The 24,514-nt window shown below is 42.8% G+C and carries 21 protein-coding genes and 1 pseudogene; 13 read left to right on the top strand and 9 right to left on the bottom strand.

The window, feature by feature from the left end; translation table 11 throughout:
• Positions 1 to 97: 97 nt before the first annotated feature.
• From FD725_RS07915 to FD725_RS07930, 4 genes are all read left to right on the top strand, one after another.
• Positions 98 to 1,543 carry a hypothetical protein gene (locus FD725_RS07915; protein ID WP_179047617.1) on the top strand — a complete coding sequence of 482 codons (1,446 nt, stop codon included), beginning with the start codon at positions 98 to 100 and terminating at the stop codon, positions 1,541 to 1,543.
• Between the two features lie 40 nt (positions 1,544 to 1,583).
• Positions 1,584 to 2,744: a hypothetical protein gene (locus FD725_RS07920; RefSeq protein WP_179047618.1), complete on the top strand. Its 1,161-nt coding sequence runs from the start codon at positions 1,584 to 1,586 to the stop codon at positions 2,742 to 2,744.
• 72 nt (positions 2,745 to 2,816) lie between these two features.
• Positions 2,817 to 3,788, top strand: a complete 972-nt coding sequence (locus tag FD725_RS07925) for a hypothetical protein (RefSeq protein ID WP_179047619.1) — start codon at positions 2,817 to 2,819, stop codon at positions 3,786 to 3,788.
• Between the two features lie 74 nt (positions 3,789 to 3,862).
• On the top strand, positions 3,863 to 4,999 hold the full coding sequence (locus FD725_RS07930) for a hypothetical protein (protein ID WP_179047620.1): 1,137 nt from the start codon (positions 3,863 to 3,865) through the stop codon (positions 4,997 to 4,999).
• A 32-nt stretch (positions 5,000 to 5,031) separates the two neighbouring features.
• Here FD725_RS07930 and FD725_RS07935 read toward each other — a convergent pair whose 3' ends face one another.
• The gene (locus tag FD725_RS07935) at positions 5,032 to 5,670 is read right to left on the bottom strand and encodes a type I restriction endonuclease subunit R (RefSeq protein WP_179047621.1); all 639 of its coding nucleotides are present in this window, start codon (positions 5,668 to 5,670) and stop codon (positions 5,032 to 5,034) included.
• Positions 5,671 to 5,800: 130 nt separating this feature from the next.
• On the opposite strand from FD725_RS07935, the gene FD725_RS07940 reads away from it, so the two are divergent.
• On the top strand, positions 5,801 to 6,436 hold the full coding sequence (locus FD725_RS07940; protein WP_179051471.1) for a Uma2 family endonuclease: 636 nt from the start codon (positions 5,801 to 5,803) through the stop codon (positions 6,434 to 6,436).
• Between the two features lie 22 nt (positions 6,437 to 6,458).
• Positions 6,459 to 7,022, top strand: a complete 564-nt coding sequence (locus tag FD725_RS07945; protein ID WP_179047622.1) for a Uma2 family endonuclease — start codon at positions 6,459 to 6,461, stop codon at positions 7,020 to 7,022.
• A 21-nt stretch (positions 7,023 to 7,043) separates the two neighbouring features.
• On the opposite strand, the gene FD725_RS07950 is transcribed toward FD725_RS07945, so the two are convergent.
• Positions 7,044 to 7,676 (bottom strand): Uma2 family endonuclease, encoded by a 633-nt coding sequence (locus FD725_RS07950; protein ID WP_179047623.1) that lies wholly within the window; start codon positions 7,674 to 7,676, stop codon positions 7,044 to 7,046.
• Positions 7,677 to 7,778: 102 nt separating this feature from the next.
• Between FD725_RS07950 and FD725_RS07955 the strand changes: the two genes are divergently transcribed.
• The 4 genes from FD725_RS07955 to FD725_RS07970 all read left to right on the top strand — a co-directional run bounded on the left by FD725_RS07955 (position 7,779) and on the right by FD725_RS07970 (position 11,574).
• Positions 7,779 to 8,213 (top strand): hypothetical protein, encoded by a 435-nt coding sequence (locus tag FD725_RS07955; RefSeq protein WP_179047624.1) that lies wholly within the window; start codon positions 7,779 to 7,781, stop codon positions 8,211 to 8,213.
• Positions 8,214 to 8,300: 87 nt separating this feature from the next.
• Positions 8,301 to 9,740 carry a dipeptidase gene (locus FD725_RS07960; protein ID WP_179047625.1) on the top strand — a complete coding sequence of 480 codons (1,440 nt, stop codon included), beginning with the start codon at positions 8,301 to 8,303 and terminating at the stop codon, positions 9,738 to 9,740.
• The gene (locus FD725_RS07965) at positions 9,737 to 10,495 is read left to right on the top strand and encodes an amidohydrolase family protein (protein WP_179047626.1); all 759 of its coding nucleotides are present in this window, start codon (positions 9,737 to 9,739) and stop codon (positions 10,493 to 10,495) included. The genes FD725_RS07960 and FD725_RS07965 overlap by 4 nt, the downstream gene beginning before the upstream one ends.
• Before the next feature lie 626 nt (positions 10,496 to 11,121).
• Positions 11,122 to 11,574: a response regulator transcription factor gene (locus tag FD725_RS07970; protein ID WP_218653157.1), complete on the top strand. Its 453-nt coding sequence runs from the start codon at positions 11,122 to 11,124 to the stop codon at positions 11,572 to 11,574.
• Positions 11,575 to 12,078: 504 nt separating this feature from the next.
• On the opposite strand, the gene tkt is transcribed toward FD725_RS07970, so the two are convergent.
• The 3 genes from tkt to acpP all read right to left on the bottom strand — a co-directional run bounded on the left by tkt (position 12,079) and on the right by acpP (position 16,126).
• On the bottom strand, positions 12,079 to 14,091 hold the full coding sequence (gene tkt / locus FD725_RS07975; protein WP_179047627.1) for a transketolase: 2,013 nt from the start codon (positions 14,089 to 14,091) through the stop codon (positions 12,079 to 12,081).
• Positions 14,092 to 14,454: 363 nt separating this feature from the next.
• Positions 14,455 to 15,705, bottom strand: a complete 1,251-nt coding sequence (gene fabF, locus FD725_RS07980; protein WP_179047628.1) for a beta-ketoacyl-ACP synthase II — start codon at positions 15,703 to 15,705, stop codon at positions 14,455 to 14,457.
• Between the two features lie 169 nt (positions 15,706 to 15,874).
• Positions 15,875 to 16,126: an acyl carrier protein gene (acpP, locus tag FD725_RS07985; protein WP_179047629.1), complete on the bottom strand. Its 252-nt coding sequence runs from the start codon at positions 16,124 to 16,126 to the stop codon at positions 15,875 to 15,877.
• 264 nt (positions 16,127 to 16,390) lie between these two features.
• On the opposite strand from acpP, the gene FD725_RS07990 reads away from it, so the two are divergent.
• Positions 16,391 to 17,296 carry a CoB--CoM heterodisulfide reductase iron-sulfur subunit B family protein gene (locus FD725_RS07990; protein ID WP_179047630.1) on the top strand — a complete coding sequence of 302 codons (906 nt, stop codon included), beginning with the start codon at positions 16,391 to 16,393 and terminating at the stop codon, positions 17,294 to 17,296.
• A gap of 235 nt (positions 17,297 to 17,531) precedes the next feature.
• Here the strand turns inward: FD725_RS07990 and FD725_RS07995 are convergent, their stop codons facing one another.
• Positions 17,532 to 18,827, bottom strand: coding sequence for a glycosyltransferase (locus tag FD725_RS07995; RefSeq protein WP_179047631.1), 1,296 nt, complete (start codon positions 18,825 to 18,827; stop codon positions 17,532 to 17,534).
• A 210-nt stretch (positions 18,828 to 19,037) separates the two neighbouring features.
• On the opposite strand from FD725_RS07995, the gene shc reads away from it, so the two are divergent.
• On the top strand, positions 19,038 to 20,948 hold the full coding sequence (gene shc / locus FD725_RS08000) for a squalene--hopene cyclase (protein WP_179047632.1): 1,911 nt from the start codon (positions 19,038 to 19,040) through the stop codon (positions 20,946 to 20,948).
• Between the two features lie 636 nt (positions 20,949 to 21,584).
• Positions 21,585 to 21,800, top strand: a pseudogene (locus FD725_RS08005) (ABC transporter ATP-binding protein); the annotation flags it as partial.
• Positions 21,801 to 21,857: 57 nt separating this feature from the next.
• Here the strand turns inward: FD725_RS08005 and FD725_RS08010 are convergent.
• The 3 genes from FD725_RS08010 to FD725_RS08020 all read right to left on the bottom strand — a co-directional run bounded on the left by FD725_RS08010 (position 21,858) and on the right by FD725_RS08020 (position 24,374).
• A complete protein-coding gene (locus FD725_RS08010; RefSeq protein ID WP_179047633.1) occupies positions 21,858 to 22,142 on the bottom strand; it encodes a hypothetical protein in 285 nt (94 codons plus the stop codon).
• A 138-nt stretch (positions 22,143 to 22,280) separates the two neighbouring features.
• On the bottom strand, positions 22,281 to 22,799 hold the full coding sequence (locus FD725_RS08015; RefSeq protein ID WP_179047634.1) for a DNA topology modulation protein: 519 nt from the start codon (positions 22,797 to 22,799) through the stop codon (positions 22,281 to 22,283).
• A 297-nt stretch (positions 22,800 to 23,096) separates the two neighbouring features.
• Entirely contained in the window at positions 23,097 to 24,374 is a 1,278-nt protein-coding gene (locus tag FD725_RS08020; RefSeq protein ID WP_179047635.1) for a hypothetical protein, read from the bottom strand.
• Positions 24,375 to 24,514: the final 140 nt, after the last annotated feature.

The following is a 24,514-nucleotide window of genomic DNA, read 5'->3' on the forward strand; positions in this document are numbered from 1 at the left end:
TCAATTATCAAAATCACAACAATAATCCTGACTCAGTGATTGATTGTTAAGTATTTTTGCTAGCTTCGATGATTTTCACAAGAGGAAGCATTGACTTATGCCAGTAGACAATTTTAGTCGTTACTTTTCTCGTCAAGCTAAGGTATTACGAAAAGGATTGATGGCTCAACTTTATGCCACCAAACCAATTAATCCCTTTGGCAGTCCTGAAGAACAAAATGGCTTACTATTGAGTGACCTTTTAGGTAGTTTTAAACGTTATGCCGGGAATCAACAAACTGCTTACGATAGTGGCTCAGTACAATCTAGCCCGACTAATACATCTAATCAATGGGAAAGAGTAGTAGATCGCGCAATTAATCAAGCGTTAGGCAAATCTCCAGGTAAAGGGGCAAATAATTTTGTTAATGCTCTCGATAACGCTTTTTCTCGAACAGGTTATAGTCAATCAACTATGGCTATGCCGATGATTGGTGCTGAGAACTATAGCACTAAGGGATTGTTAGCTGAGGTATCTACAGAGCAAGCAATTTTGTATCGTCAGGTGAATATCAATATGGCTGATGCCCTGAAGGTACTAGCAGGAATTCAATATTTCTCACCCCAAGCAGATAAAGAAAGTGTTGAAGCTTTAAGAGAATTAATTCGCGGACGCATTACTTTTTTAGTTGAAGAATTTCGTCGTGCTGATGAACCAAGAGCAGATTTAGTCGAATCTTATTTACGCTCCCTTGATGAATATACAACCGAATTTGGGAAGCAAGCATACTTAGACAGTTCGAGATTAACAGTGATTGAAGATGAAGAACAAGTAACTAACTTTCAATTGTTCAAATCTTATCTCAATACACTACGCGATGCTTGGGCAAGATACTATAATGCCCAAGGTCAAGGACGTTCTGATTCTTTGAGCTTGAAAGTTGATCGTGCTAGGGTTCTCTTACCTATAGTTTCTCAAGCAAATCTAGATTTTAGCAATGCTTTAGAATCAGTTGGTTTAAGTGAAAACGAACGTCGTTCTCGTGCTAGTTTGTTTACCGAATTGGATTCACCGACAATTGTGGAATATCCAGATGGAGATTCTCCAGAAACGCAAAATATTAACTCTAGTGATATTGAGAGAAATTCTACCAATAGAAGATTTATTAATATCATATTAGGCAATAATGTGAATGTTTTTTTAGGCGATCGCTCGCCATCTGCCAGTTCTCCAAATAGGATTCCCAATCCAGAGAATTTAGCGACTTGGCTACCTAATATTACTGTCAGCGATTTGATTGACTGGTTAGATCGTTATTCTAATATCGAAGCTCCTAGCGCTTTGGATAGTACATATGGGATCGATTTTGTCACTGATCAAGCCAATCGATTATTCTGGACGATCGCTCCTATTGTTACCAATCTGAAAACTGTAGTTGCTGCGAATCCATCCAGTCAATATACACTCAAACAAATCCTTTCCAACGAACGAGTAATTTGGTCTTTAGATAATATTTTGAGTCAACTTAATGCTCTAGCGGATCTAGCCGATCTAGCTGTGTGACGATCGCAATTTTTGATTCCAAGAGAATAGGGAGTTTCCAATGGTAAAAACTAATGATTATGACGGTCGCAATGATCAAGCGGCTAAATTACTAGAAGAAGCAATTAAAAATTTGGGGCCAGAATTAATTGCTAATCCCCAATTAGCAGAAATTCTCAATCGGAAGATTGACGATCAACTCAATGAATATTATACTAGCCAAAACGGTAAGGGAACCCCTGCTGACGGGGGACTAGCAGACTTAATTGGACTGGGAAATGATGCCCCCAATAATTTAGGTGATACCCAAATTTCGAGAGGGGTGGTTGACTACGATGATACAGTCAAGAGCGATCGCATCCTCGCCTCTGCCGACCTTTACTATATCTGCATCCACGAATTTCTGGGCGTGTTCCGCGTCATGGACAAGCTGCAAGAACTATTCCGGGCAGGAACCTTACGAATTTCTAACGGTGAAGGTGCTTATGGATTATATCGTTTTGATCGGCGAAATATTCTCCGCTACCAACAACGCGATCGCTTACAAGCTTATCGGCGAGTTTTCGGTTACACCAAAGTCAACCCAGGCCCCAACGCTCGCCCCAATCCCCAGTTTCACGGTTTGCTAACTCATTTCATTGCCGAGACAGCTAAATACTGGCGCGACAAACGCATCAGCGAGGTGATTCGAGAACGAGCCACTGACCCTACTTTTGGTTCAATTGCGATCGTCCGGCGCTCAGGATTAGACTTACGTAACAACCTGAAAAACTCTTCTTACGGCTATATCAACGTCCTGCGCGTAGAAACTTCCCAGGCCTTAGCCGAAGCCTTTAAAGTCCTGGAAGCCCCCGATGTGCGCGCCCAATTTGGGGCTGATAACGCTTGGGAACTCATTGAATTGGTGTTATGGCAATACTTCCGCGAATCAGTCCACGCCAGCACGATGAATCGCATGGCTGTCACCGGACGGGAAATTCTGCGCTGGTTAGCGGAACCCTTCGTCTTGAAAAAGAACCGCACCGATTTCGAGGCGCTACTATATCGGATTGCCGAAGCTGCGGAAGAGTGGATTTCCAGCGAAGAAGGTATGCGCATCAGCCGTCCGACACCGCCACCACGCAACGTCTACCAACCGGGGCCTCCTCCCAATGGAGCCAGAAGAGATCCAGTGTTCTCCCGTTCTCATGGCTTGATGCCTGCTGCCAAGCTGATGCAGTAGAGGGTGATCAATTCTCTGCCTCCTATTTGCACTGGAGGCTAATTCCTGATTTTGCATAGTAGAGACTTGAGTATGAACAAGCAAACCCAATGGTTATTTGAAGCCCCTCTGACTAAGCAATTCTGTGATCCAATTAGTGGTTGTAATTGTAGCAGGTGTAGGTCTTCCACTAGAACAAAGGAGTGGGAAGTAATTGGAGCCAATCAATATCATCTCGATTTGAGAGAGGAAGAATGGGAAACTTCTGGAAACTCTTGTTTAACATCCCTATCAATACCAGTAGCTTTATCAACTCCAGCAAGAGATTTGAGGCGACAAGAAGCTAGAGATATTGTTGTTTATCTACTTAGCCAAGGGAGCTTTGCTCTCAAACAAAAATGGAGTCCTTTGCAGTTTGGCAGTAACTGTAAGATCCTTCAACCTAAACCAGACACTAAAATAGCAATTGAGCCAGCAATCATTGACGGAGTTCGTTTTGTTAACCGCATCAACAGGAAATCTAACTTGCTTTTTAACCTTGATGTTAGGATGATTGTCTTGCTCTATCGTTTGGCGAATTTACTCCGGACAAAATGGGGAGTAACAGAGATTCATCACATGGGTATTGGTCAAGGTAGCGGGAATGCAAAAGATTGCCACAATACTGGCCGCGCTCTTGACTTTGCTGGGGTGGTCGGCAATTACGACGGTCAACCCTATACCATTGATGTCCTAAAAGACTGGGGGAAACAGCCTGTCACAATGCCTGACGGAACGACTCAGCCTAATTGGCCAGCCAACTTCACTCAGACAACTTATCGCCTAAATCCGACTAACAACTTTCTCGCCTACTGGATCTTCTGGGAGGTTTATACATTGGGAACGCGCGAGGCTGCGGACACAAGTACTGTTCGTAATGGTAATACTGTTGCTCAAACGACACTTGGGAGAACCAGTAAATTTATCATTCACCCTGATTATCCAAATCCTGGATTACGCCGCGCACATCAAAATCATATTCATATGCAAATTGGACCTACTGGTGAAGAGAAAAACCCACCATGAATTTCCAGTATCTTGCATGAACTCTTCTCAATTTCAGCAAGTGATTTATTCCTGTTACATTGAACGAATGTCCTATGAATAGGCAACAGTGGCTTTTTGAAGCACCATTAACTTTTTCGGAAAATTCTATCCATCCCAAATTAGAGGTGGAATGGGAATTTCCAGAATATGAATATATTCCCAGTTCAGTTCGTCGCGCTTTTGAAAATGCTGTAAAGATTAGCGATTGGAGAAGTGCTTATCTGAATTTGAACGGTCTAAATATGTATGAGATGCTGCGTGCGCTTGATGATTTGCCATCAGGTAGACTGGATTTGCTATGGGCAAACCGACTGTCATTTATGTCGATGGTGAATATGCCGCGAATTGACTATGCTCGCACAGTAGTAGTGACTCGCCGATTGCCAAAACCTATTGGCGATCTTCAAAAGACAGGACAAGTGAGAGATGCGGCAAACTTTATCGCACAAAGTCCACGCAAGCGTACACCTTATTGCAATGTTGGTGGACAAGTAGCGTGTCCACCTCCTACAGGGCTAAATGAGGCAGAGATGACTGCTTTGAAAGTGACTACGCGATTTGAAAATGATAAAGAATTTGGTTGTCGTGTCTCTCAAGTTGATGGCATTTCTATGGGAATGATTCAATGGAATCTTGCGGCTGGTACTCTACAAAAAATGTTAAAGGATTTTGAGAATCAAACTGGGCGTTTACGAGATTTCTTTGAGGCAGATACTGACAAGTTGAAAAATCTGATTGCTCTGCCAAATAAGCAGGCAGTCAACTTAGCTACTAATGAACGATTATGTTTTCGTTGGCGTAGTCAATTTCTTCGCCTCTGTGCAGATCCTGATTACTGCCGTCTGCAAACACAAGACATTCAAGCTCGAATCAAAACAAGCCTGAAAATTACCAAAAAACTAGGATTGCGAACAATACGTGGTCTAAGCATGATTTTTGATGTACATACTGGGGATGGTATTCGTCCAGAAAAAGAGCGGGCTTTTATGGATCGAATTAAAGGGTTATCTACTGAGCAAGAGAAGTTAGTTGCAATAGCTGATGAGGCTGCCCGTTGGGCTGGGAAGTGGGCAGATGAACGACGGCAACGGCGTATGCTAATTGCGAAGGGAACAGGTTGTTATCGTGGTCATTGTAAATGGAATCTTAATCAAGACTATCCCAATCTTGATAATCTGTTGCTGAACTAAATAGCGATCGCACTCTTCAACTCTCAAATCACTCAATTACCAACGATGAGATTGCCAATATGTTTGAGAATCTGCAACACATCATAGAGTTTATTCTGGTGAGACAGCAGAGAAAAGCTATCAGAAAAAGCATATTCTCGCCGATCTCGCTGTTGAAGTTTAATGAATGCAAATCTGTTTCCATTCGTTGCCAAGCCAAACACAGGCTTTTCCAGACTTGGACTAGCTACCATATACGCCAACGCTTGAGGCAGTGCCGTTTCCATATCAATCCGAGTTGCTTTTTCTTCAACAACTAACACCCACAATCGATGTTCAACAACCAGAACATCAATCCTTCCCCGATAGAGTTCGTCCTCGTCTTCTGCCAGCACTTCAACGGAAGCTTCTGTGTCGATCACAAAGCGTGGTTCATATAACCCAGCTAAATCTAGCAAAGGCGATACTAGCAGCCGATCTACAGCCCCCTCTGATAATTGACCCCGCTTTTTATGGGACACGAATCTTTGCTTCAGGCGATCCAGCGCTTGTTTTTCAACATCATTCAGTTCCAGCAAGTTTTGCCACCATTCTGTGCAAAATTGCTCATCTGAGCTTTCAACAAGACCAAATTTTTCCTCAACAATAGCTAAACTGCCAATAGCTTGAGAAATTGCCAAAGTCTGGATCATGAATGCTCCACTCACTTTATACAATCTATCCTCCCCCACTACACTATAAACCAACTATCAGAACAGCGATCGCCTCCCACACAAACCTCGTTATGATCACAATCAGATGTTACAAAAGGAAGCTCAAGCCATGTTTGCCCTGGTTTCCCCAGAAAAAACTCAATTGCCCCCTGGATCTGTATTCCGCTTACCTGCTACTTGGCAAGAGTATCAGCGTTTATGTGACCAACGAGGAGATGGATCAATTCCGCGTCTAAAATACCGCAATGGAGAAGTATTGCTGATGTCACCTTTACCAGTACACGGTCGAGATGCCCATTTACTTGGCCATATTGTCATAACCCTTCTAGATCATGATGGTCGGGAATATGACGCATTTACACCTGTGACTATGACCTTACCAGAAGAAAGCGGAATTGAGCCAGATTATTGTTTTTATATTGACAACTGGCAAGCGGTGTCTGGTAAAAAACGCATCGATTGGCAACAAGATCCGCCACCAGATTTAGTGATTGAAATTGATGTTACTAGTTATTCGGATGTACAGGATTATCTTCCGTACCGTGTGCCGGAAGTGTGGTTTTTTAAGAAACAGCAACTCTTGATTTATCAATTACAAGGCACAGATTACCAACTGCAAACCAAAAGCCGCTATTTTCCTGATTTTGACTTGCCAAATTTGGTTGCTCGTTGTGTACAAATTGCCTACGATCGCAATACTAGCGCTGCCATCCGCGACCTGAAACAACACTTAAATAAATTATGAATAAACAAAGATAGAAACAACCATGCTTGTCACAACACCCAAACCCATTACTGTCGAAGAGTTTCTCAAACTCCCTGAAACAAAACCAGCCAATGAATATATTGACGGTAAAATCATCCAAAAACCAATGCCCAAGGGAAGACACAGCAGCTTGCAAAGTGAGCTTTGTACCAATATTAATCAAATAGCAAAGACTCAAAAAACTGCCTACGCATTTCCCGAACTAAGGTGTACTTTTGGCGATCGCTCAATTGTCCCAGATGTAGCAGTATTTCAATGGCAACACATTCCCTTCAGTGCTGAGGGGCAAATCTTGGATGACTTTAATTTACCACCAGACTGGACAATTGAGATTCTCTCTCCCGATCAAAAACCCAACAAGGTGATTGGCAATATTCTCTACTGTCTTAAATATGGATGTAAATTAGGATGGTTCATCGATCCAGACGATCGCAATATACTGACATTCTTAAGCGATCGGCAACCTGAATTAATGCAAGGGAGCGATCGCTTGCTCATGCTAGAAGGGATCGATCTAGAATTAACCGTAGATGGAGTTTTTGATTGGCTATTAATGGGAAAGTAATGCCGACTTGAGATGGGATTCCTATTGATCAATCTGACTTTTTACCCAAGTACGAAATACTTTCACTAATTCCAGATAATCCATCGTTCCCGCTTGTTGCAAAAATCCAGCAATCTCTGGAATGGGGATATTGATAAAAAATTGACTTGTTCGAGAGGTGATATAAATGCCATTTTGCAATTGTTTAATCACCAGAGATTCCCCATTATAAATCCAGACTTCTGCCACACCCAAATCCGCATAAACCTGGAGACGATTGTTAGAACTGCTGCTGACATCAATTTCCACAACTAAATCGGGTGCAGGGTCTTCTGTTAAATCCAGTCGTCTTTTTCCCTGAACCAAAGCAATATTGCGAATATAAAAACACTCATCTGGTTCTGCACCACTTAGTTTAGGGCGTTTAAACGTGGTTGAACCCAAGGGATGAATCTTGACTTGTGACTCTTCCGCCAGAGTTTCGACAAAGCGACCCATCAGCGTTTTATTAAATTCATGTTCTGGGGAAGGAGCCATAATTTCTAGATTGCCACGATTATAAGTGAGACGCAGACGGCGATCGCTCAATTCTGCCAACAGCGTTTCGTAGGTACTCCAGCTAATCCCCGATAGGTGAATTATTTCATCCGGTGGTGTCAGCAGTGTTGCAATCATGGCTTTAACAGAAAATCTTATAGCTTTATTTTAAAGGATGGACATCAGGAAAGCGATCGCATAACCGCCCAGACCAGTCTCATGATCATTGAGGTATAAATTATGCAAAAACAACAATGGTTATTTGAAACTCCATTTACTCCCGCAGATTTTGCCGCCGCACCCATATTAGCAGGTGGTTACAGAAATCTATGGACTGCCTCTAGGGATAATCAGTTGTGGGGTAAAGGAGGAAATTACATAATTACATGGAATAAAAATTGCACTCGCCCAGGTCGATATAGTGGTGAGACGGCAAACTTGCAAGATAGATTACAGCATCATGTGCAACATATCCGTCGTTTTGGTCTTGACCCCAACAAATATCAAGTCTTAGTCACAAACAAACAAGATAAACCGCAAACTATCACCAGCAAGCAGTCCCGGCTAAAAAGACAGGACGGATCTATCGGTTATGCCATCAAAAGAAGAATTCCCATGACAAACCAAATCGGCGGGAAGCCAAGAGAATCGGAATACTTGTTCGAGGTTTGGTAATTAGACATCTGGTGACAATGAATGTAGAGACGTTGCAGTGCAACGTCTCTACAAGGATTTCGGGCGACGCAGAATTAAATTCAGTCGATGTCTATTTTCTATTGTTTCACTGCTCGCATCAAAAATTTTATGCTGGGTTTTACATCTGCAACGGCTGCACCATTATCTTACAGTCGCCACAAGCAACAGCGATCGCGCTGGCTGTCGCAACTAACACAACTGATTGCTTTCCCCACCATTTCTGCCCAACCAAAACACTACCGCGACATCAGAGCTTGCGCTCAATGGTTAGCTAGGCATTTAGCAGAACTGGGATTACATCATGTGCAAATTTTACCGGGAATTAGGGGTAGCTTACCTAGTGTCTATGGAGATTGGTTATCCGCACCAGGAAAGCCCACACTCCTACTTTACGGTCACTATGATGTCCAACCTGTTGACCCTCTCCCAGCTTGGCAAACTCCTCCCTTCCAAGCGACTATCATCGGCGACAATCTTTATGCACGAGGCGCTAGTGATGATAAAGGACAATTTTTTATTCACCTCAAAGCCATTGAAAGTTACTTGAGGACTACAGGCAAGTTACCTTTAAATATTAAGGTGTGGTTGGAAGGAGAAGAAGAAATCGGTAGCCCCAATCTAGCAACTGTTCTCAAGCGGGAAATGGCGCGGTTTAAGGCTGATGCAGTGCTAGTATCTGATACAGAAATGTTAGAGCGCGATCGCCCATCTATTATCTACGGTTTACGGGGTAATCTCTCTTGTGAATTAGCAGTTACAGGCCCCCAACATGATCTCCATTCGGGACGTTACGGTGGTGCTGTGCTTAATCCCCTGCAAGCATTAAGTGACATAATTTCTGGACTCCATGACCGCAAAGGTAGAGTCGCCATTCCCGGTTTTTATCAGCAAGTGAAACAATTACCCCCCACGGAACGCCAAACTATTCGCTGCTGTTGCAAACGTGACCAACAAATCTTAGATGACCTGGACTTATCTACAGGTTGGGGCGAACCCGGCTACAGTTTATATGAGCGTATGACAATTCGTCCTGCTCTCACCATCAACGGCATCACTGGTGGCTATACTGGGGCAGGTAGCAAATCTGTTATTCCCAACCGAGGTTTGGCACGATTCAGTATTCGCCTAGTCCCTGACCAAGACCCCGCCCAAATCGCCCAACTTATTCAGCATCACATTCAAACTCTCACCCATCCAGCCGTTCGCAGTCATTTAAAAATTACAAGCGGTGCGCGTCCTGTGCTTTTACCCAAAGACCATCCGGTGATGACAGCAGCCGTCAAAGCTGTCAAACAAACTTGGGGAGTCGCGCCTGTATTTACTCGCAGTGGTGGCACAATTCCCTTAGTAGAACAATTATATCGACAATTGGGTGTAGCGATCGTTCTCTTGGGCTTTGGACTCCCTGACGACAATGTCCATGCCCCTAATGAAAAATTCAGTCTAGCAAACTTTTTTCGTGGTATTGAAACAGTTATTCAATTTTTGGCGGAGTACGGGAAATGATTATTGATTGTCATTGTCATGCAGGCAAAGGCGACTTGCTCACAGGGCCTTGGGATACTAATGCACCTATGGAAGTTTACCTCAAACGGGCAAAAACAGCAGGTATTGACAAAACAGTGATCTTCTCACCCTTTCACAGCAACTACGAACACGCCAACGCCAATACCGCCCGCATTGCCAAGCAATATCCTGGACGCTTTCTCTGCTTTGCCACTATCCATCCCCAACGAGACAAAGGTAGAATTTATCGTTTGATCAAACAAGCGGTTACTCAATGGGGATTTTGTGGGATTAAAGCTCACCGCATGGATGGTACAGCCTCCCGCGAACTCTGCGAAGTTGCACAGAGATTCCATCTGCCCATTCTTTATGATCCTGTAGGAGAAACAGATTTAGTCGAACTTTTGGCTAGTGAATATCCCGATGTGAACTTCATCATTCCTCATTTGGGAAGCTTTGCCGATGATTGGCGCGCCCATCTGCGAGTTATCGATCAGATTGCGCGTTACCCTAATGTGTACACAGATACATCGGGAGTGCGCCGATTTGATTATCTCGTACAAGCTTTTCAGCGTGGAGGGGTGCATAAGATTTTATTTGGCTCCGATGGCCCTTGGTTACATCCTGGTGTTGAACTCTATAAAATCCACCTGTTAGATTTGTCTTTTGAGCAAGAATCACTAGTGTTGGGGAAAAACTTACTCCGGCTAATTGCAGGTGTTAAAATCCCATCGCTGGCGCAAGCTAATTTTTAATAAAATTTAACCTGCTTTAAAGCGTAATTATGTCACTATGATTAAAACGCCATAATAAAACAAAAACAGCGAAAATTAGCCATAATAAAGAAGCTAAGAATAAATCTAAATTCTTTGTGAAAACTATTCTCATTGATTTTGTTCATTGGTAACAGGTGAAAAATAATTTGCTATCTAGATCAAAGTAATTTTGATTTCCTGTTAGTCAAGATTTTTGTATTTTGTAACAAATTTTTTGGCTTTTTTAAATAAAGTATATTGGTGCGTGTTCAGCTTAATCTGTTACCGATTCTCAACAGCTTAAAACCAAATGGTACACTTGTTCAAATGAAACACTTACCAGAAGTGGATGTCAAGGTATAGAGGTTTTTCATATTTTTGAAAATTGCTGAGAAAATTCTCAATCAGTCAAAGTGTTTCCTTATTTCCTGCCTTGTTCTTTTTGGAAAAGGCTAAACAAAGAGTCAAGTTTTCAAAAATTGTCCTTGATAAATTGAGGATAGGATTTTATTGATCTTTCTTTTCTGATATCTTCACACTTCTTCATCTAGTTACATTAAGAGTTTCTTTTTAACAGGTGTTTCATTCAACTTAAAACCAAAACTGGGATAATAGAGTTGATTGATATGAACACAAATTTACAAACATCCGCCCTATCAATTTCTATAGATATAGTTGGGACACTTTATTTAGATAATGTGTCTTACCCGATCGCCATGATCAAAGATTTTTCAGGTAATCAAGCACAATCTGAAAATTTTACAGAAATATGTCGGTTTGAAATCAACCAAAAAATGTATGTAGCCCTAAAACATGAGCAAGCAATAAGCAACAAAGAAATTGATCTAACCAAGATATTAACTGAAAGGGAGTTGCAAATAGCACTTCTGATTGCATCAGGCAGACAAAACAAGCATATAGCCAAACAATTAAATATCAGCGAATGGACAGTTTCTACTCACTTGCGCAGAATATTTACGAAACTAGGTGTAGGAAGCCGAGCAGCTATGGTTTATCGTTGCTCCTCCCTAATTCAACGTGAATTTGACAGACCCCACACTCACACCGGTTCACATTAAGGTTGATACATTTAGGCAAGCAGGGGAGCGGAGGAGCAGAGGGGCAGAGGAGAAATTATTTGTATCATTCATTTAGTAATACCAATTCAAAATTCAAAATGACGCGACGCTCCTGCGTCGCTAACGCTGCGCTATCGCGGACTCGCTCTAAGCGTTCGCGTAGCGTCTCTTAGAGAAGCTATGCCGTTCGCGTTAGCGTCTCTGAAAGAGAAGGCTTTACGCTGCGCTAACAAAATTCGTCTTGGAAAGTTTGCCGGGCGGGGGAAACCCCCCGAACTTTGCTCAACGGGGGAAACCACCGCACGCAAGTTCTCTCCGCACGCAACTTTCCGCAAAATTAAGAATCCAGACTGGACAAGGTTTTGAGGATGTGTATCTGTCGCATTCTTTATTCAAATTGGTATAAAATGGTATAAAATGTTGCAATAAAAGTAACCGAAGAATTAAAAAAGGGCAGACATAAAATGCCCACCCCGACTAATTAAAGAGAATATTCTGTTGCGATTAACCCAACAATTGTTTAGCTTTTGCTAACACATTATCAACGCTAAAACCAAATTTCTCCAAACAAACACCACCAGGAGCCGAAGCACCAAAGCGATCGATTGTTACAGTATCACCTTCAGTACCGATATACTTGTGCCAACCGAAGCTACTAGCAGCTTCCACCGCTAAACGCTTAGTGACAGCTTTCGGTAGAACTGATTCTTTGTAAGCTGCATCCTGTGCTTCAAATAAATCCCAAGCAGTTAAGGAAACAACACGGACTTTTTTACCTTCGGCGGTGAGTTTCTCGGCGGCGGTGACAGCGAGGCTCAATTCGGAACCAGTACCAATGATGATTAAGTCTGGTGTGCCATCAGAATCGACAACAATGTAGCCACCCTTAGCCACACCCTCAACTGATGTTCCAGCTAGGTTAGGAACGTTTTGACGAGTAAATGCCAGCAAAGTCGGAGCGTTATCTTTTGCTCTTTCAATTGCTACTTTGTAAGCACCAGAGGTTTCGTTACCATCGGCCGGACGAATCACTGTCAGGTTGGGAATGGCGCGCAGAGAAGCTAATGTTTCGATTGGTTGGTGGGTGGGGCCGTCTTCACCTTGACCGATGGAGTCGTGAGTCATCACCCAAATTGCACCGGCTTGAGACAATGCAGATAAGCGAATTGCTGCCCGCATATAATCAGTGAAGATTAAGAAGGTCGCACCGTAAGGGATTAAACCTGAACCATGTAAGGCAATACCATTACAGATTGCGCCCATAGCGTGTTCCCGGACACCAAAGTGGATGTTAGGATTTTGGTATTGTCCTTTTTGGAAGTCGCCTTTACCCTTGATTTCGGTCAAGTTAGAGTGGGTCAGGTCGGCTGAACCACCGATTAATTCTGGTAAAACAGCTGCTAGCTTGTTGAGACTGGTTTCTGAGTGCTTACGGGTGGGAACGCCTTTGTCTTCGGCGGTGTAGGTGGGTAGTACTTGATCCCAACCTTCGGGTAGTTTACCACTGATGAAACGCTCAAATTCTGCTGCTTCTTGGGGATATTTAGCTTTGTAGTCAGCTAAAGCTTGGTTCCAATCAGCTTCATAGCCTGCGCCACGTTCTACAGCTTTGCGGGTATGGTCGAGGACATCTTGAGGAACGACAAATGGCTCGTGTTCCCAACCCAAATTTTTCCGAGTTAATGCAACTTCGTCTCCACCCAAGGCTGCGCCGTGAATACCAGCTGTGTTGGCTTTATTCGGGGAACCGTAACCGATAGTGGTGGTAACTTTAATGAAAGAAGGCTTATCAGTGACAGCTTTTGCTGCTTCGATCGCTTTGTGAATTGCGTCTAAATCGGTGTTGCCCTCTTCCACATGGAGGACGTGCCAACCATAAGCTTCAAAGCGCTTGGAAACATCTTCAGTGAAGGCTACATCTGTAGAACCATCAATGGAGATGTGGTTGTCGTCATACAGAGCGATCAGTTTACCTAATCCCAAGTGTCCAGCAAAAGAAGCAGCTTCACCGGAAACACCTTCCATGTTGCAACCATCACCTAAAATCACATAGGTATAATGGTCAACAACTTGGGCATCGGGTTTGTTGAATTTAGCAGCCAGGTGGGCTTCAGCGATCGCTAAACCTACACCATTAGCAATACCTTGACCTAGTGGCCCGGTGGTCACTTCCACGCCTGCAGTCATAAAGTTTTCCGGGTGTCCAGGGGTTTTGGATTCCCACTGCCGGAATTGCTTGATATCTTCAATACTGACGCTGTCGTAGCCTGTCAGGTAGAGCAGGGCGTACTGCAACATTGAGCCGTGACCAGCAGACAAAACAAAGCGATCGCGGTTGAACCACTTGGGATTTTTAGGGTTATACCGCATAAAGCGATCCCATAGCACAAAAGCCATCGGAGCCGCGCCCATTGGTAGTCCTGGGTGTCCCGATTTGGCTTTTTCGATCGCATCAACAGCCAAGAAGCGGATCGAGTTAATACAAAGTTCTGCGAGGGATTGGGTTGCAACAGCCATAATCTCTTGTTTTTAACGACGGGTTAGCACTCTTCGAGCTACTCTTACTGGGGTTTTTCGATTCCCCTACGGTATCTTCATCATCCCATCCCCGAATGTCTATGGACAAGCGGGATCTCCTGAGTTTGTGGTAATCTATCAAGCCAAGAATTAGGTCACGCTGAACGCTTGGTTGATGTGGGAATGATATATATGATACTTTTAGCTGGTTAATTTCAGGAGAGCGAGAAGTGGGGACTGGGGATTGGGGAACTCGGGGCCCCCTCTGGGGATAAGGGGTAATGGGGATGGGCGAAAAAGTAATTATCTTCTTGTCTCCTTGTCTCCCCTGCTCCGTGCCTTCTTCTCTGCCTCCTGGCTTTTTCACACGTACTTTTTGAAGGCTAGCGTGACATTATGACCACCAAATCCAAAAGAATTGGATAGAGACACCAGGACTTGTTGAGCGCGGCTAGCGTGAGGAACGTAATCTAGATCACACTCTGGGTCAAGGTTTTCAATATTAATTGTAGGTGGAATTTGGTCATTAGCAGTTGCGAGTACTGTGGCTACAGCTTCAATGCCGCCAGAACCGCCTAAAAGATGACCAGTCATCGATTTAGTGGAACTGACTGCTATTTTATAAGCATGATCACCTAATGCTTTTTTAATCGCTGAGGTTTCCGTGGGATCGTTAGCTGGGGTACTAGTACCGTGAGCATTAATGTAGCTGACTTGTTCAGGGGTAATGCCCCCGTCTTTAAGTGCCAGTTGAATGGCTCTAGCTGCTCCTTCACCACCGGGAACTGGGGATGTCATATGGTACGCATCACAGGTCATCCCATAACCAACAATTTCCGCATAAATGCGAGCGCCTCGACTAATGGCGTGTTGCAGCTCTTCTAAAATCAGAATTCCCGCACCTTCACCCATGACAAATCCATCGCGATCGCGGTCAAAAGGACGGCAAGCGTGTGCTGGGTCATCATTGCGCGTTGATAATGCCCGCGCCGATGCAAACCCGGCTAAACCCAAGGGTGTAATTGCTGCTTCACATCCACCGCAAATCATTGCTTGGGCATAACCTGCTTGTACCAAGCGGAAAGCGTCTCCAATAGCATTAGAACCTGCGGCGCAAGCTGTAACAGTACAGGTGTTTGGCCCCTTAGCACCAGTGTGAATTGCTGTCAATCCTGCTGCCATATTGGCAATCATCATGGGAATCATGAAAGGACTACAGCGATCAGGGCCACGATTGAGGTAGATAGTTTGCTGGTCTTCCATGACCTTAAGTCCACCTACCCCAGAACCGATAATAACTCCTACCTGTTCGGCGTTCAGCTCATTAATAACTAACTTAGAATCCGCAAGGGCTTGTTTGGCTGCTGCCACTCCAAATTGGGAAAATCGATCCATGCGCTTGGCTTCTTTGCGCTCCAAATACTCATGGGGGTCGAAGTTTTTCACTTCACCAGCAATGCGACAATCATGGCTAGACGCATCAAAATGGGTGATGTAGTCAATACCATTGCGTGCGCTTGTCAATCCTTCCCAATATTCAGATGGTGTGTTACCAATCGGTGTAATTGCGCCAACACCAGTGACAACAACACGTTTACGATTATAATCTGTCATGACTCAGTAAAAGGTGGCGAGAAAGCTGCAAAATTAGGGATTGGGGATGAGGGACTGGGGACTAGGAAGAAGTAAGGACGGTAAAGGAAGCAGAGAAAAATAAATTTACCCAATCCCCAGTACCCAATCCCCAGTACCCAATCCCCAGTACCCAGTACCTGATCGCTGCTTAAGCTGCGGCAACTTGGTTATTGATATAATCCACCGCATCTTGAACTGTGGTAATCTTTTCTGCGGCTTCATCGGGAATTTCAATATCAAATTCTTCTTCCAAAGCCATTACTAGTTCTACTGTATCTAGGGAATCAGCTCCTAAATCATTAGCAAAACTAGCGTCTGGTACTACTTTGTCAGCGTCGTCCAAACTCAGTTGTTCGACAACAATTTTCTTAACCTTTTCAAAAGTTTCTGCTTGGCTCATAGATAAAAGTCCTTGACCAGTTGCTACTGTCTGCTCTATATAGGCGACATGGTTTTGAGCATATACATCTTATCGGAAAGCGGGATCGTCCGTATACGTCCTTGTCTTGCTGTCTACCAATTTTTACTAAATTTTTTGTGAATGTCCAAAAAAAATACCTGCCAGTCGGACAGAATTCATCCTGAATTCTGACGACTGACTCCTGAATTCTGTTTGATAAAACAGTTATCATCGGGGCAGTTGCCCTAAAATAAACATATTTTTATGCTATCTCAAACATTGAAATACGCTTACTTCCCTGGTTGTGTTGCTCAAGGGGCTTGTCGGGAATTGTATCAGTCCACTCAAGCTCTGACTAAAGCTTTGGATATTCAACTGATTGAATTGAAAAAAGCAGCTTGTTGCGGTTCTGGAACGTTTAAAGAAGATTCTCAACTGCTAGAAGATACTGTCAATGCGCGCAATATTGCTCTAGCAGAAGAATTAAATTTACCATTATTAACTCATTGCAGCACCTGTCAGGGTGTAATTGGTCATGTTAATGAGCGTTTGCAAGAGTCTCAGACAAATAACCCTGGTTATGTCGAACAGGTAAATGGTCTGTTACACAAAGAAGGTTGTTCACCTTATCGTGGTAGTACAGTCGTTAAACATCTCCTTTACGCTTTGGTAACAGATTATGGTTTGGAGGAGATTACCAGACGTGTCACTCGCCAGCTGACTGGATTAAAATGTGCGGCTTTTTATGGCTGTTATCTACTCCGCGCTCAAAAATCCATGCCCTATGATGATCCTTACAACCCAGAAGCGATGGAAAATGTTTTTCGCTCAGTGGGAGCAACACCAATTTATTATCGTGGTCGGACACAATGTTGTGGATGGCCTTTGTCTAGCTATGCGACTACTCAATCTTTTCAAATGGCAGGAATGCACATCCAAGAAGCTTTAGAATCTGGTGCAGATTGTTTAGTTACTCCTTGTCCTCTGTGTCATCTCAATTTAGATTCTCGCCAACCAGAAGTGGAAAAAGTCATTGGTCATAAATTGGGATTACCTGTGTTACATTTACCCCAATTAATTGCTTTAGCATTAGGAATTAGTCCCAAAGAATTGGGTTTAGATCGGCATATTGTCTCGACCAAACCAGTTTTAGAAAAGCTGGGTATATAAACAATTCGTAATTCGTAATTAGGGCTTGCTGAATAGCTGTAAAAGTCTTATATAAAAAGCTGTTCATTCTTTTTTGTTAAAGAAAAGTGCAAGAAAATAGAGTTATCAGGCTGAAAAACTTTGCACGGCCAATTTTTTGGGTTCTAAAAAATTGGACTCAATCGGAAAAAACTGTTACCTGTTCCCTCCCTCCACGAAAGGACTTTTTCAGCAAGCCCTAATTAAGAATTACGAATTATCCCGGATAAACTCTACCTTTCCAAGCACCACCTCGTCCTTGCCAATGGCGGAGGGCTGAATCTATGGTCATGAGGGTGTAGAGAAAGGCGATCGCTGGTAAACTCAAAGCTAGTAAGGGAGAACAGCGATAAAAGTGAATCGTCGGCAAATAAGCCAGAGTCATCAATAGCCATGTGAGTAAACCTGTCAGAGCGATCGCCCAATTTCCCAATAAAACACCGATCATCATACCTACAGGTGGCAACAAATAAATTATAGTCATCGCTAATAGTGTTCCTACTAGTAGCAAGGGTGAATAATTTAACTGTGTATACGCAGTTCGAGCTACCATATCCCAAATAGTTTGCAGAGATGGATAAGGACGCAAGCTACGAGTTAGGGAACTTAAGCCTAGCCAGATTTTTCTAGACTGGGGATGGGGAGATGGGGAGATGGGGGGATGGGGAGATGGGGGGAAAGAACCTATACAAGTATTTTCTCCTTGTCTCATTGTCCCCTTATCCCCTTGTCTCATTGTCCTACTCCCCTTAACAGCCTGCGCTAGAGTACAATCATCGATTAGGGCTTGACGGATGACTTGCATCCCGCCAATCTGCTCTAATGCTTCTCGACGAATGAGGATACAACCACCAGCCGCAGCAGCAGTTTTGTTTTTGGGGTTATTTACCCAACGAAAAGGGTAGAGTTTTTGAAAGAAAAAGACGAAAGCAGGTATCAAAAATTTCTCCCAAAAGCTTTCACACCTGAGTCTGACCATGACTGATGCTAAGTCTAAATCTTCTTGGACGGCTTTGGCGACTAGGCGGCGGAGATTACTTACGTCATGTTCGATATCTGCATCGGTGAGGAAAAAATAATCAGGTAGAGACTCTGTATGCAACGTCTCTAGGGATTTTTGGATACCTTGTTCCATTGCCCAGAGTTTACCAGACCAACCAGGAGGTAAGGATGAGCTAGAGATGATGTGTAATTGCTGGGTTTTATCGACGGCGTGGGCGACTCCTGCGGCAAAAGCGGCTGTCCCATCTGTACTGTGGTCATCTACTAAAAATACATCGAATTTACCAGGATAATCTTGGAGCAGGAGCGATCGCAAGGTCATCGGCAATAACTCAGCTTCATTTCGCGCCGGAACTATGGCACAAACTCTCGGTAAAGTCGGTAAAGATTGTAACTGCGTTTCTCCTATTTCTAGTTGTTGGTCTAAGCGCCAAAACTGCCCTCGTAAACTCAATAATCCTAACCATATCAATAAAGATAAAATTAACAACCCGAAAAAAAATGCACCCATGAGTCTCTGCACTCCCATGCAAAATCGAGAAAAATATTGATAGTCTTTTGCTGTTATTGTGTAATTTTTGCTTTTTTCAATAGATTGAATTGTGACTGATTTTCTGTGACTCAAACACAATACAATATTTGCTAATTGCGGTAAAAAATTTTTTCACCGTACTGCCGTGTTCATAACTAGATGTTGAGTGTGAAGGTTGAGTAGTATTTGATGCAGACACAAGACAGGGTACAAATCAATTCCATCACAGAGGCGATCGCTTCCAGCCAAAAATATCTGCTATCGTTGCAAAATCCGGCGGGTTATTGGTGGGCAGAGTTGGAATCTAATGTCACCATCACGGCTGAGGTGGTCTTACTTCATAAAATTTGGGGAACAGACAAAACTAGACCTCTGCATAAGGTGGAGACTTATCTCCGTTCACAACAACGGCAACATGGTGGTTGGGAATTATTTTACGATGATGGCGGCGAACTCAGTACATCGGTTGAAGCTTACATGGCGCTGAAACTACTGGGTGTCCCTGCAACAGACCCAGCAATGGTAAAGGCGCGAGATTTTATTCTCCAACGTGGCGGTATCAGCAAAACTCGCATTTTTACTAAGTTTCACTTGGCTTTGATTGGTTGTTACGATTGGCGTGGTCTGCCTTCTCTACCACCGTGGGTAATGCTCTTACCCAATGAGTTTCCCGTTAATATTTATGAAATGTCCAGTTGGGCGCGTTCTAGTACTGTCCCCCTGCTGATTGTCTTTAACAGTAAACCTGTCTATCTCACTGACTCACTCATCAATCTTGACGAGTTATACGCTGAAGGTGTAGAGAACGTCCGTTATGAATTACCCCGAAATGGTGATTGGACGGATATATTTCTGACTATAGATCAAGGGTTTAAACTGGCAGAAAGCCTCAATTTAGTACCTTTTCGAGAGGAAGGGATCAAAGCGGCTGAGAAATGGATTATAGAACGTCAAGAAGCTACAGGTGACTGGGGGGGAATTATCCCTGCTATGCTCAATTCCATGCTAGCTCTACGCTCTCTTAATTATGACCGTCATGATCCTATTGTGGAACGAGGGTTACAAGCTATTGACAATTTTGCCATAGAAACGGCAGATAGTTATGTAGTCCAGCCTTGTGTATCACCTGTGTGGGATACGGCTTGGGTGATACGTGCTTTGATCGATTCTGGCATTGCCCCTGATGATCCGGCAATAGTCAAAGCTGGAGAATGGTTATTACAAAAGCAAATCCTCGATTATGGTGATTGGACGGTAAAAAATCGCCAAGGTAAACCAGGGGCTTGGGCGTTTGAGTTTGACAATCGTTTTTACCCAGATGTCGATGATACGGCTGTGGTGGTGATGGCACTGTATGCAGCTAAACTCCCTAATGAAAAATTAAAGCAGATGGCGTGCGATCGCGCTCTCCAATGGGTAGCTTCGATGCAGTGTCAACCCGGTGGTTGGGCTGCGTTTGATCTTGACAATGATCAAGATTGGCTCAACGCTATTCCCTATGGTGACTTGAAAGCCATGATTGACCCGAATACGGCTGATGTCACCGCTAGAGTAATCGAAATGTTGGGGGCTTGTAATTTATCTATTGACTCTCATAATTTAGAACGGGCGCTTACCTATCTTGTCAATGAACAAGAAGCAGAAGGTTGTTGGTTTGGTCGTTGGGGAGTCAATTATATTTATGGTACTAGTGGCGTTCTCTCGGCTTTGGCTTTAATTAATCCCCACAAGTATCAACGCCATATCGCACAAGGGGCGAGTTGGTTAGTCAGTTGTCAAAACTCTGATGGTGGTTGGGGTGAAACTTGTCGCAGCTATAATGATCCTAGGCTGAAAGGTCAAGGACGCAGTACCGCCTCTCAAACTGCTTGGGCAATAATTGGTTTAATCGCCGCAGGTGAAGCTACCGGTAAATTTGCGCGTGATGCCATTGAGCAAGGAATTAACTACCTTATATCCACTCAACAACCTGATGGTACTTGGTTTGAGGCGGATTTTACCGGCACTGGTTTCCCTGGACACTTCTATCTCAAGTATCACTTCTATCAGCAGTACTTTCCTTTAATTGCTCTTGGTCGCTATCAAGCAATACAATTTTGAGCAGTATGGGCGCAGAGTGATGCGCCTTAAATCATCCATAGGAATCCGCTTTGATTAGTGTTAGCGTAGCGGGACATAGTACGGTTTTAACCCAATATTCGCCACCCAGTTGGATTTCAATTCATGCTGAATTCTGACTCCTGACTTCTGAATTCTGTTCAATAAAATTTGATAAAAAAATCCGCTTGCGCGGACTAAGGACATTGGATAAGGTTAGGTTATTATCAAGATGACCTACTATTTGCTAGAGGCTGATTTTATTTTTCACGAATAACTCATATAAATCAAGTGGCTCTGAATAAGTTTTTAGACATAACTATTAAGTGTAGGTCTAAGAAATAAATTAAAAATCATACAATATTTACTGTATCATTTATTCAAGTCTTCTAAAAACAACTAAAAATTGTTCTGGAAAGTGTATTTTATATATCCAGTCCGAAAATTTTAACCCATCAGTTTATATTTATGAGAGTTTGATTTTCTCAGGTTTTTAGGTTAAAAATAAAACGGTGGTTCACGAGGATAGCCCTAGAAAATTATCTTTCTGGGGTTTTATTTATGGCTAATTAGATAGATCATAGCCATTTATCATCTGGACAAAAGCAAAGAGTAGCGTAGGCGTAGCCCGCCGCAGGTATCGCTCGTGCTTTAGTGCATCATCCGAAACTAGTATTAGCTGATGAACCAACAGCCGTTTTAGATAGTAAATCTGGTCGAGATGTGGTCAATTTAATGCAAAAGTTAGCCAAAGAACAGGGGTGTACAATTTTGCTTGTAACTCACGATCATCGCATTCTCGATATTGGCGATCGCATTGTTAATATGGAAGACGGGTATTTAGTCACAAGTTGATTTCTGAAAATTTTCTACTTTGATGATAAATTCCCAGCAGAGAATTAATCCAATTTTTTATACTTCCCTGATTTTCATAGCTTCTACTTTACCAGTGAATGAGTCAACCTTAAATAGTTTATAAACTCGCTTAGTAGTTACAGAAGAGTTAAATAACGGACTGGGTTGACTTTTTTCTGAGACATCAAAACCTAATGTTATTAACCAGAATTGTTGGTCTGGTGATAATTCAACTTCTTCTAATCTCAAATCATTTAATGAATTGCCTAGCATATCTTGTATAGATATTATGTATTCATAGGCAGCCTTCACGGCTGTTTTTACATCAATTCTATCATTCATTTTTTATATCTTCACAAATCAACCATCAATATATAATAACTTAGGGAGTATCCCACTTTTTTCTATGTCATTTCTTCTCTTATTGAAAAATAAAAACTGGGATGCACCCTCTCTTCAAATCGACCCAATGCTGTTAATTCACATAAATGTTTGTGATATTTTTTGTAAAAACTCCTTAACTTCTGTTGGTTGATGGAGAATAAAAACTTGCTGATGTGGTGCAACTTTACGAAGTTTGTCTAAAATTTTCGGACGACGAATTATTGGGTATGACCACACATATTTTAAAAATTCCCAGTTCAATCTTTCTGGACAACCTAATGCCATATCTGGTCTAGATTTATGAGCATATTGCCAACGTCGCTGAATAATTCGCCATAGACATAATAAGCGAGGAAAATCTAAAAAAATTACTGTATCTGCTACAGATAATCGGATATCTAAAGTATTACTATAGTTACCATCCATAATCCAAGATTCTCGCATTATCAAATCTTGAATGATGTTCTCCCATTCAGTTTTAGAAGTTTCTACCCAACCAGATTGCCAATAGAAAGTATCTAAATGAATTACCTCTAATTTCAAAATTTTGCTTAATTCTCTAGCTAAGGTAGATTTACCCGCACCACCAGAACCAATAATCAAAATTTTTTGCATAAACTACAATGTGAAATCGGTGCATCCCAGTTTTTATTTTTCAATAAGAGAATAAAAGTCATTGCGAGCGAAGCGAAGCAATCGCAAAGTCTCTGGGATTGCTTCCTTACGTCGCAATGACATAGAAAAAAAGTGGGATGCTCCCATGTGAAACAAGCGATCGCCTCAAACAATGAAGCGTGCTGAGTAATAAATAATGAGTGCTGAGTAACGAGTAATGAGTAAGGAGTTTTCCTATCTCCCTCACTCAGCACTCAGCACTCCTTCACTCAGCACTGATGACGAAATTTTAGATCCTCAAGATTTGCCGCAGTTACGCTTGAGATAGTTTTGGAAGAAAACGCTGGTGTTCCCTGAAGGATCTTGGGGATTCGGTTGCATATCAGCTAACGCCGCGCCAAAGTCTGAACATAAAGCTGTGAAGCTCTCATCATTGTATGTAGACTTGGGATATTCACCTGGATAATCCTGAGCTTCTCGTGGTGTAATCGAGTGCTGGAAGAACACACGCATATCAGCCGTATCTGAAGCCACAATCTGAGATTTCGACTCAAAATAGCCAATGCGTTTAGCTTCTACTTTGGGATTGTCTGTGAACTTTTCGGCTACATACACATCAAATAGCCGAATACCTTTTTGTACACGTCCATCTTTATCCGCCGGAATATTAGCATTCAGAGCCAAGAGGTCTGTCCGATAATCGTGTATTTCTGTGGAAAAAGTGCGTCCTTCCGGAGCCACCAGAAAAATGAAACGTGGAAATTTCGGATTAGTCACTTTTTTGCCATTGAGCTTGGCACTTGCAAGGTGTTCTACTGACAACTCACGAGCATCAACCATTGCCAGACCAGAATTTTCTTTCAGGTATTCTTGAATTGTGTTGTGGAAGCGCGAAAATGCTGCAATACCTTCTGGTTTGTTTTCACTAAATTTCAGTTTGTTTGACAAGGGGTTTTCATAGTAGTTCATATTGCTACCTTGACCCGCAACCGAATTTTGAACAATCAGATTTTGGCTTGCTTGTTTGCCGTCAACAAAGAATTTGGCAGCAAAGCCAGGGATGAAACGGTTTGTGAGTCTTCCAGGACTAACTCCTACAGAGAACCTGCCTAAAACACAATCAGATCCTTTCAACAGTCCAGTGTAGGCTTTTTGAAATTCTGGTTCAATTACTAAGCGAGCTTGGACGAATGCACCATGCCGATGAGTCAGACGCATATAATCTTCAGGAACGATATCTGAATCGCTAGCAAAGTTGTTCCAAAAGCGATGTGGTGTTCCAACTATAAACGCTTTGACTTCAGCTTTTTCTTGTCCAAAGGGAACTAGATTATCGGCTGGCTCCCGCGTTGCGTAAATTACCGACCACAGGGCATCTAACTTGTCACAGGCGCTACCCTCACGCAAGTCCTTGGCTTTAGAGAGATCATCTATTTGCTGCTTGAGATCGTCTTTTGTTTTTGCTATCTGATCAGAAGATAAACTCAGTTCGTTGAAGAGTTGTTGCTTGGGATTGGTTGAAGTGTCAGCCAAAGCTGGTTGAGTTAGATTTGTAAAAACGAAGGTGATTGTCACAAGTGTAACTATCACTATTCTGTGTAACAGAGTAGATAGAAAGGATTTCAAGTTCATTGGGAATATTTGTCCTTAGTGGCTAAGTATTAACAGACACTAAATATGTAGTGCCATAGGGCAAGTAAACAGTGAACAGTGAC

It is taken from the genome of Nostoc sp. TCL26-01, assembly GCF_013393945.1.
Taxonomy (GTDB): domain Bacteria; phylum Cyanobacteriota; class Cyanobacteriia; order Cyanobacteriales; family Nostocaceae; genus Trichormus.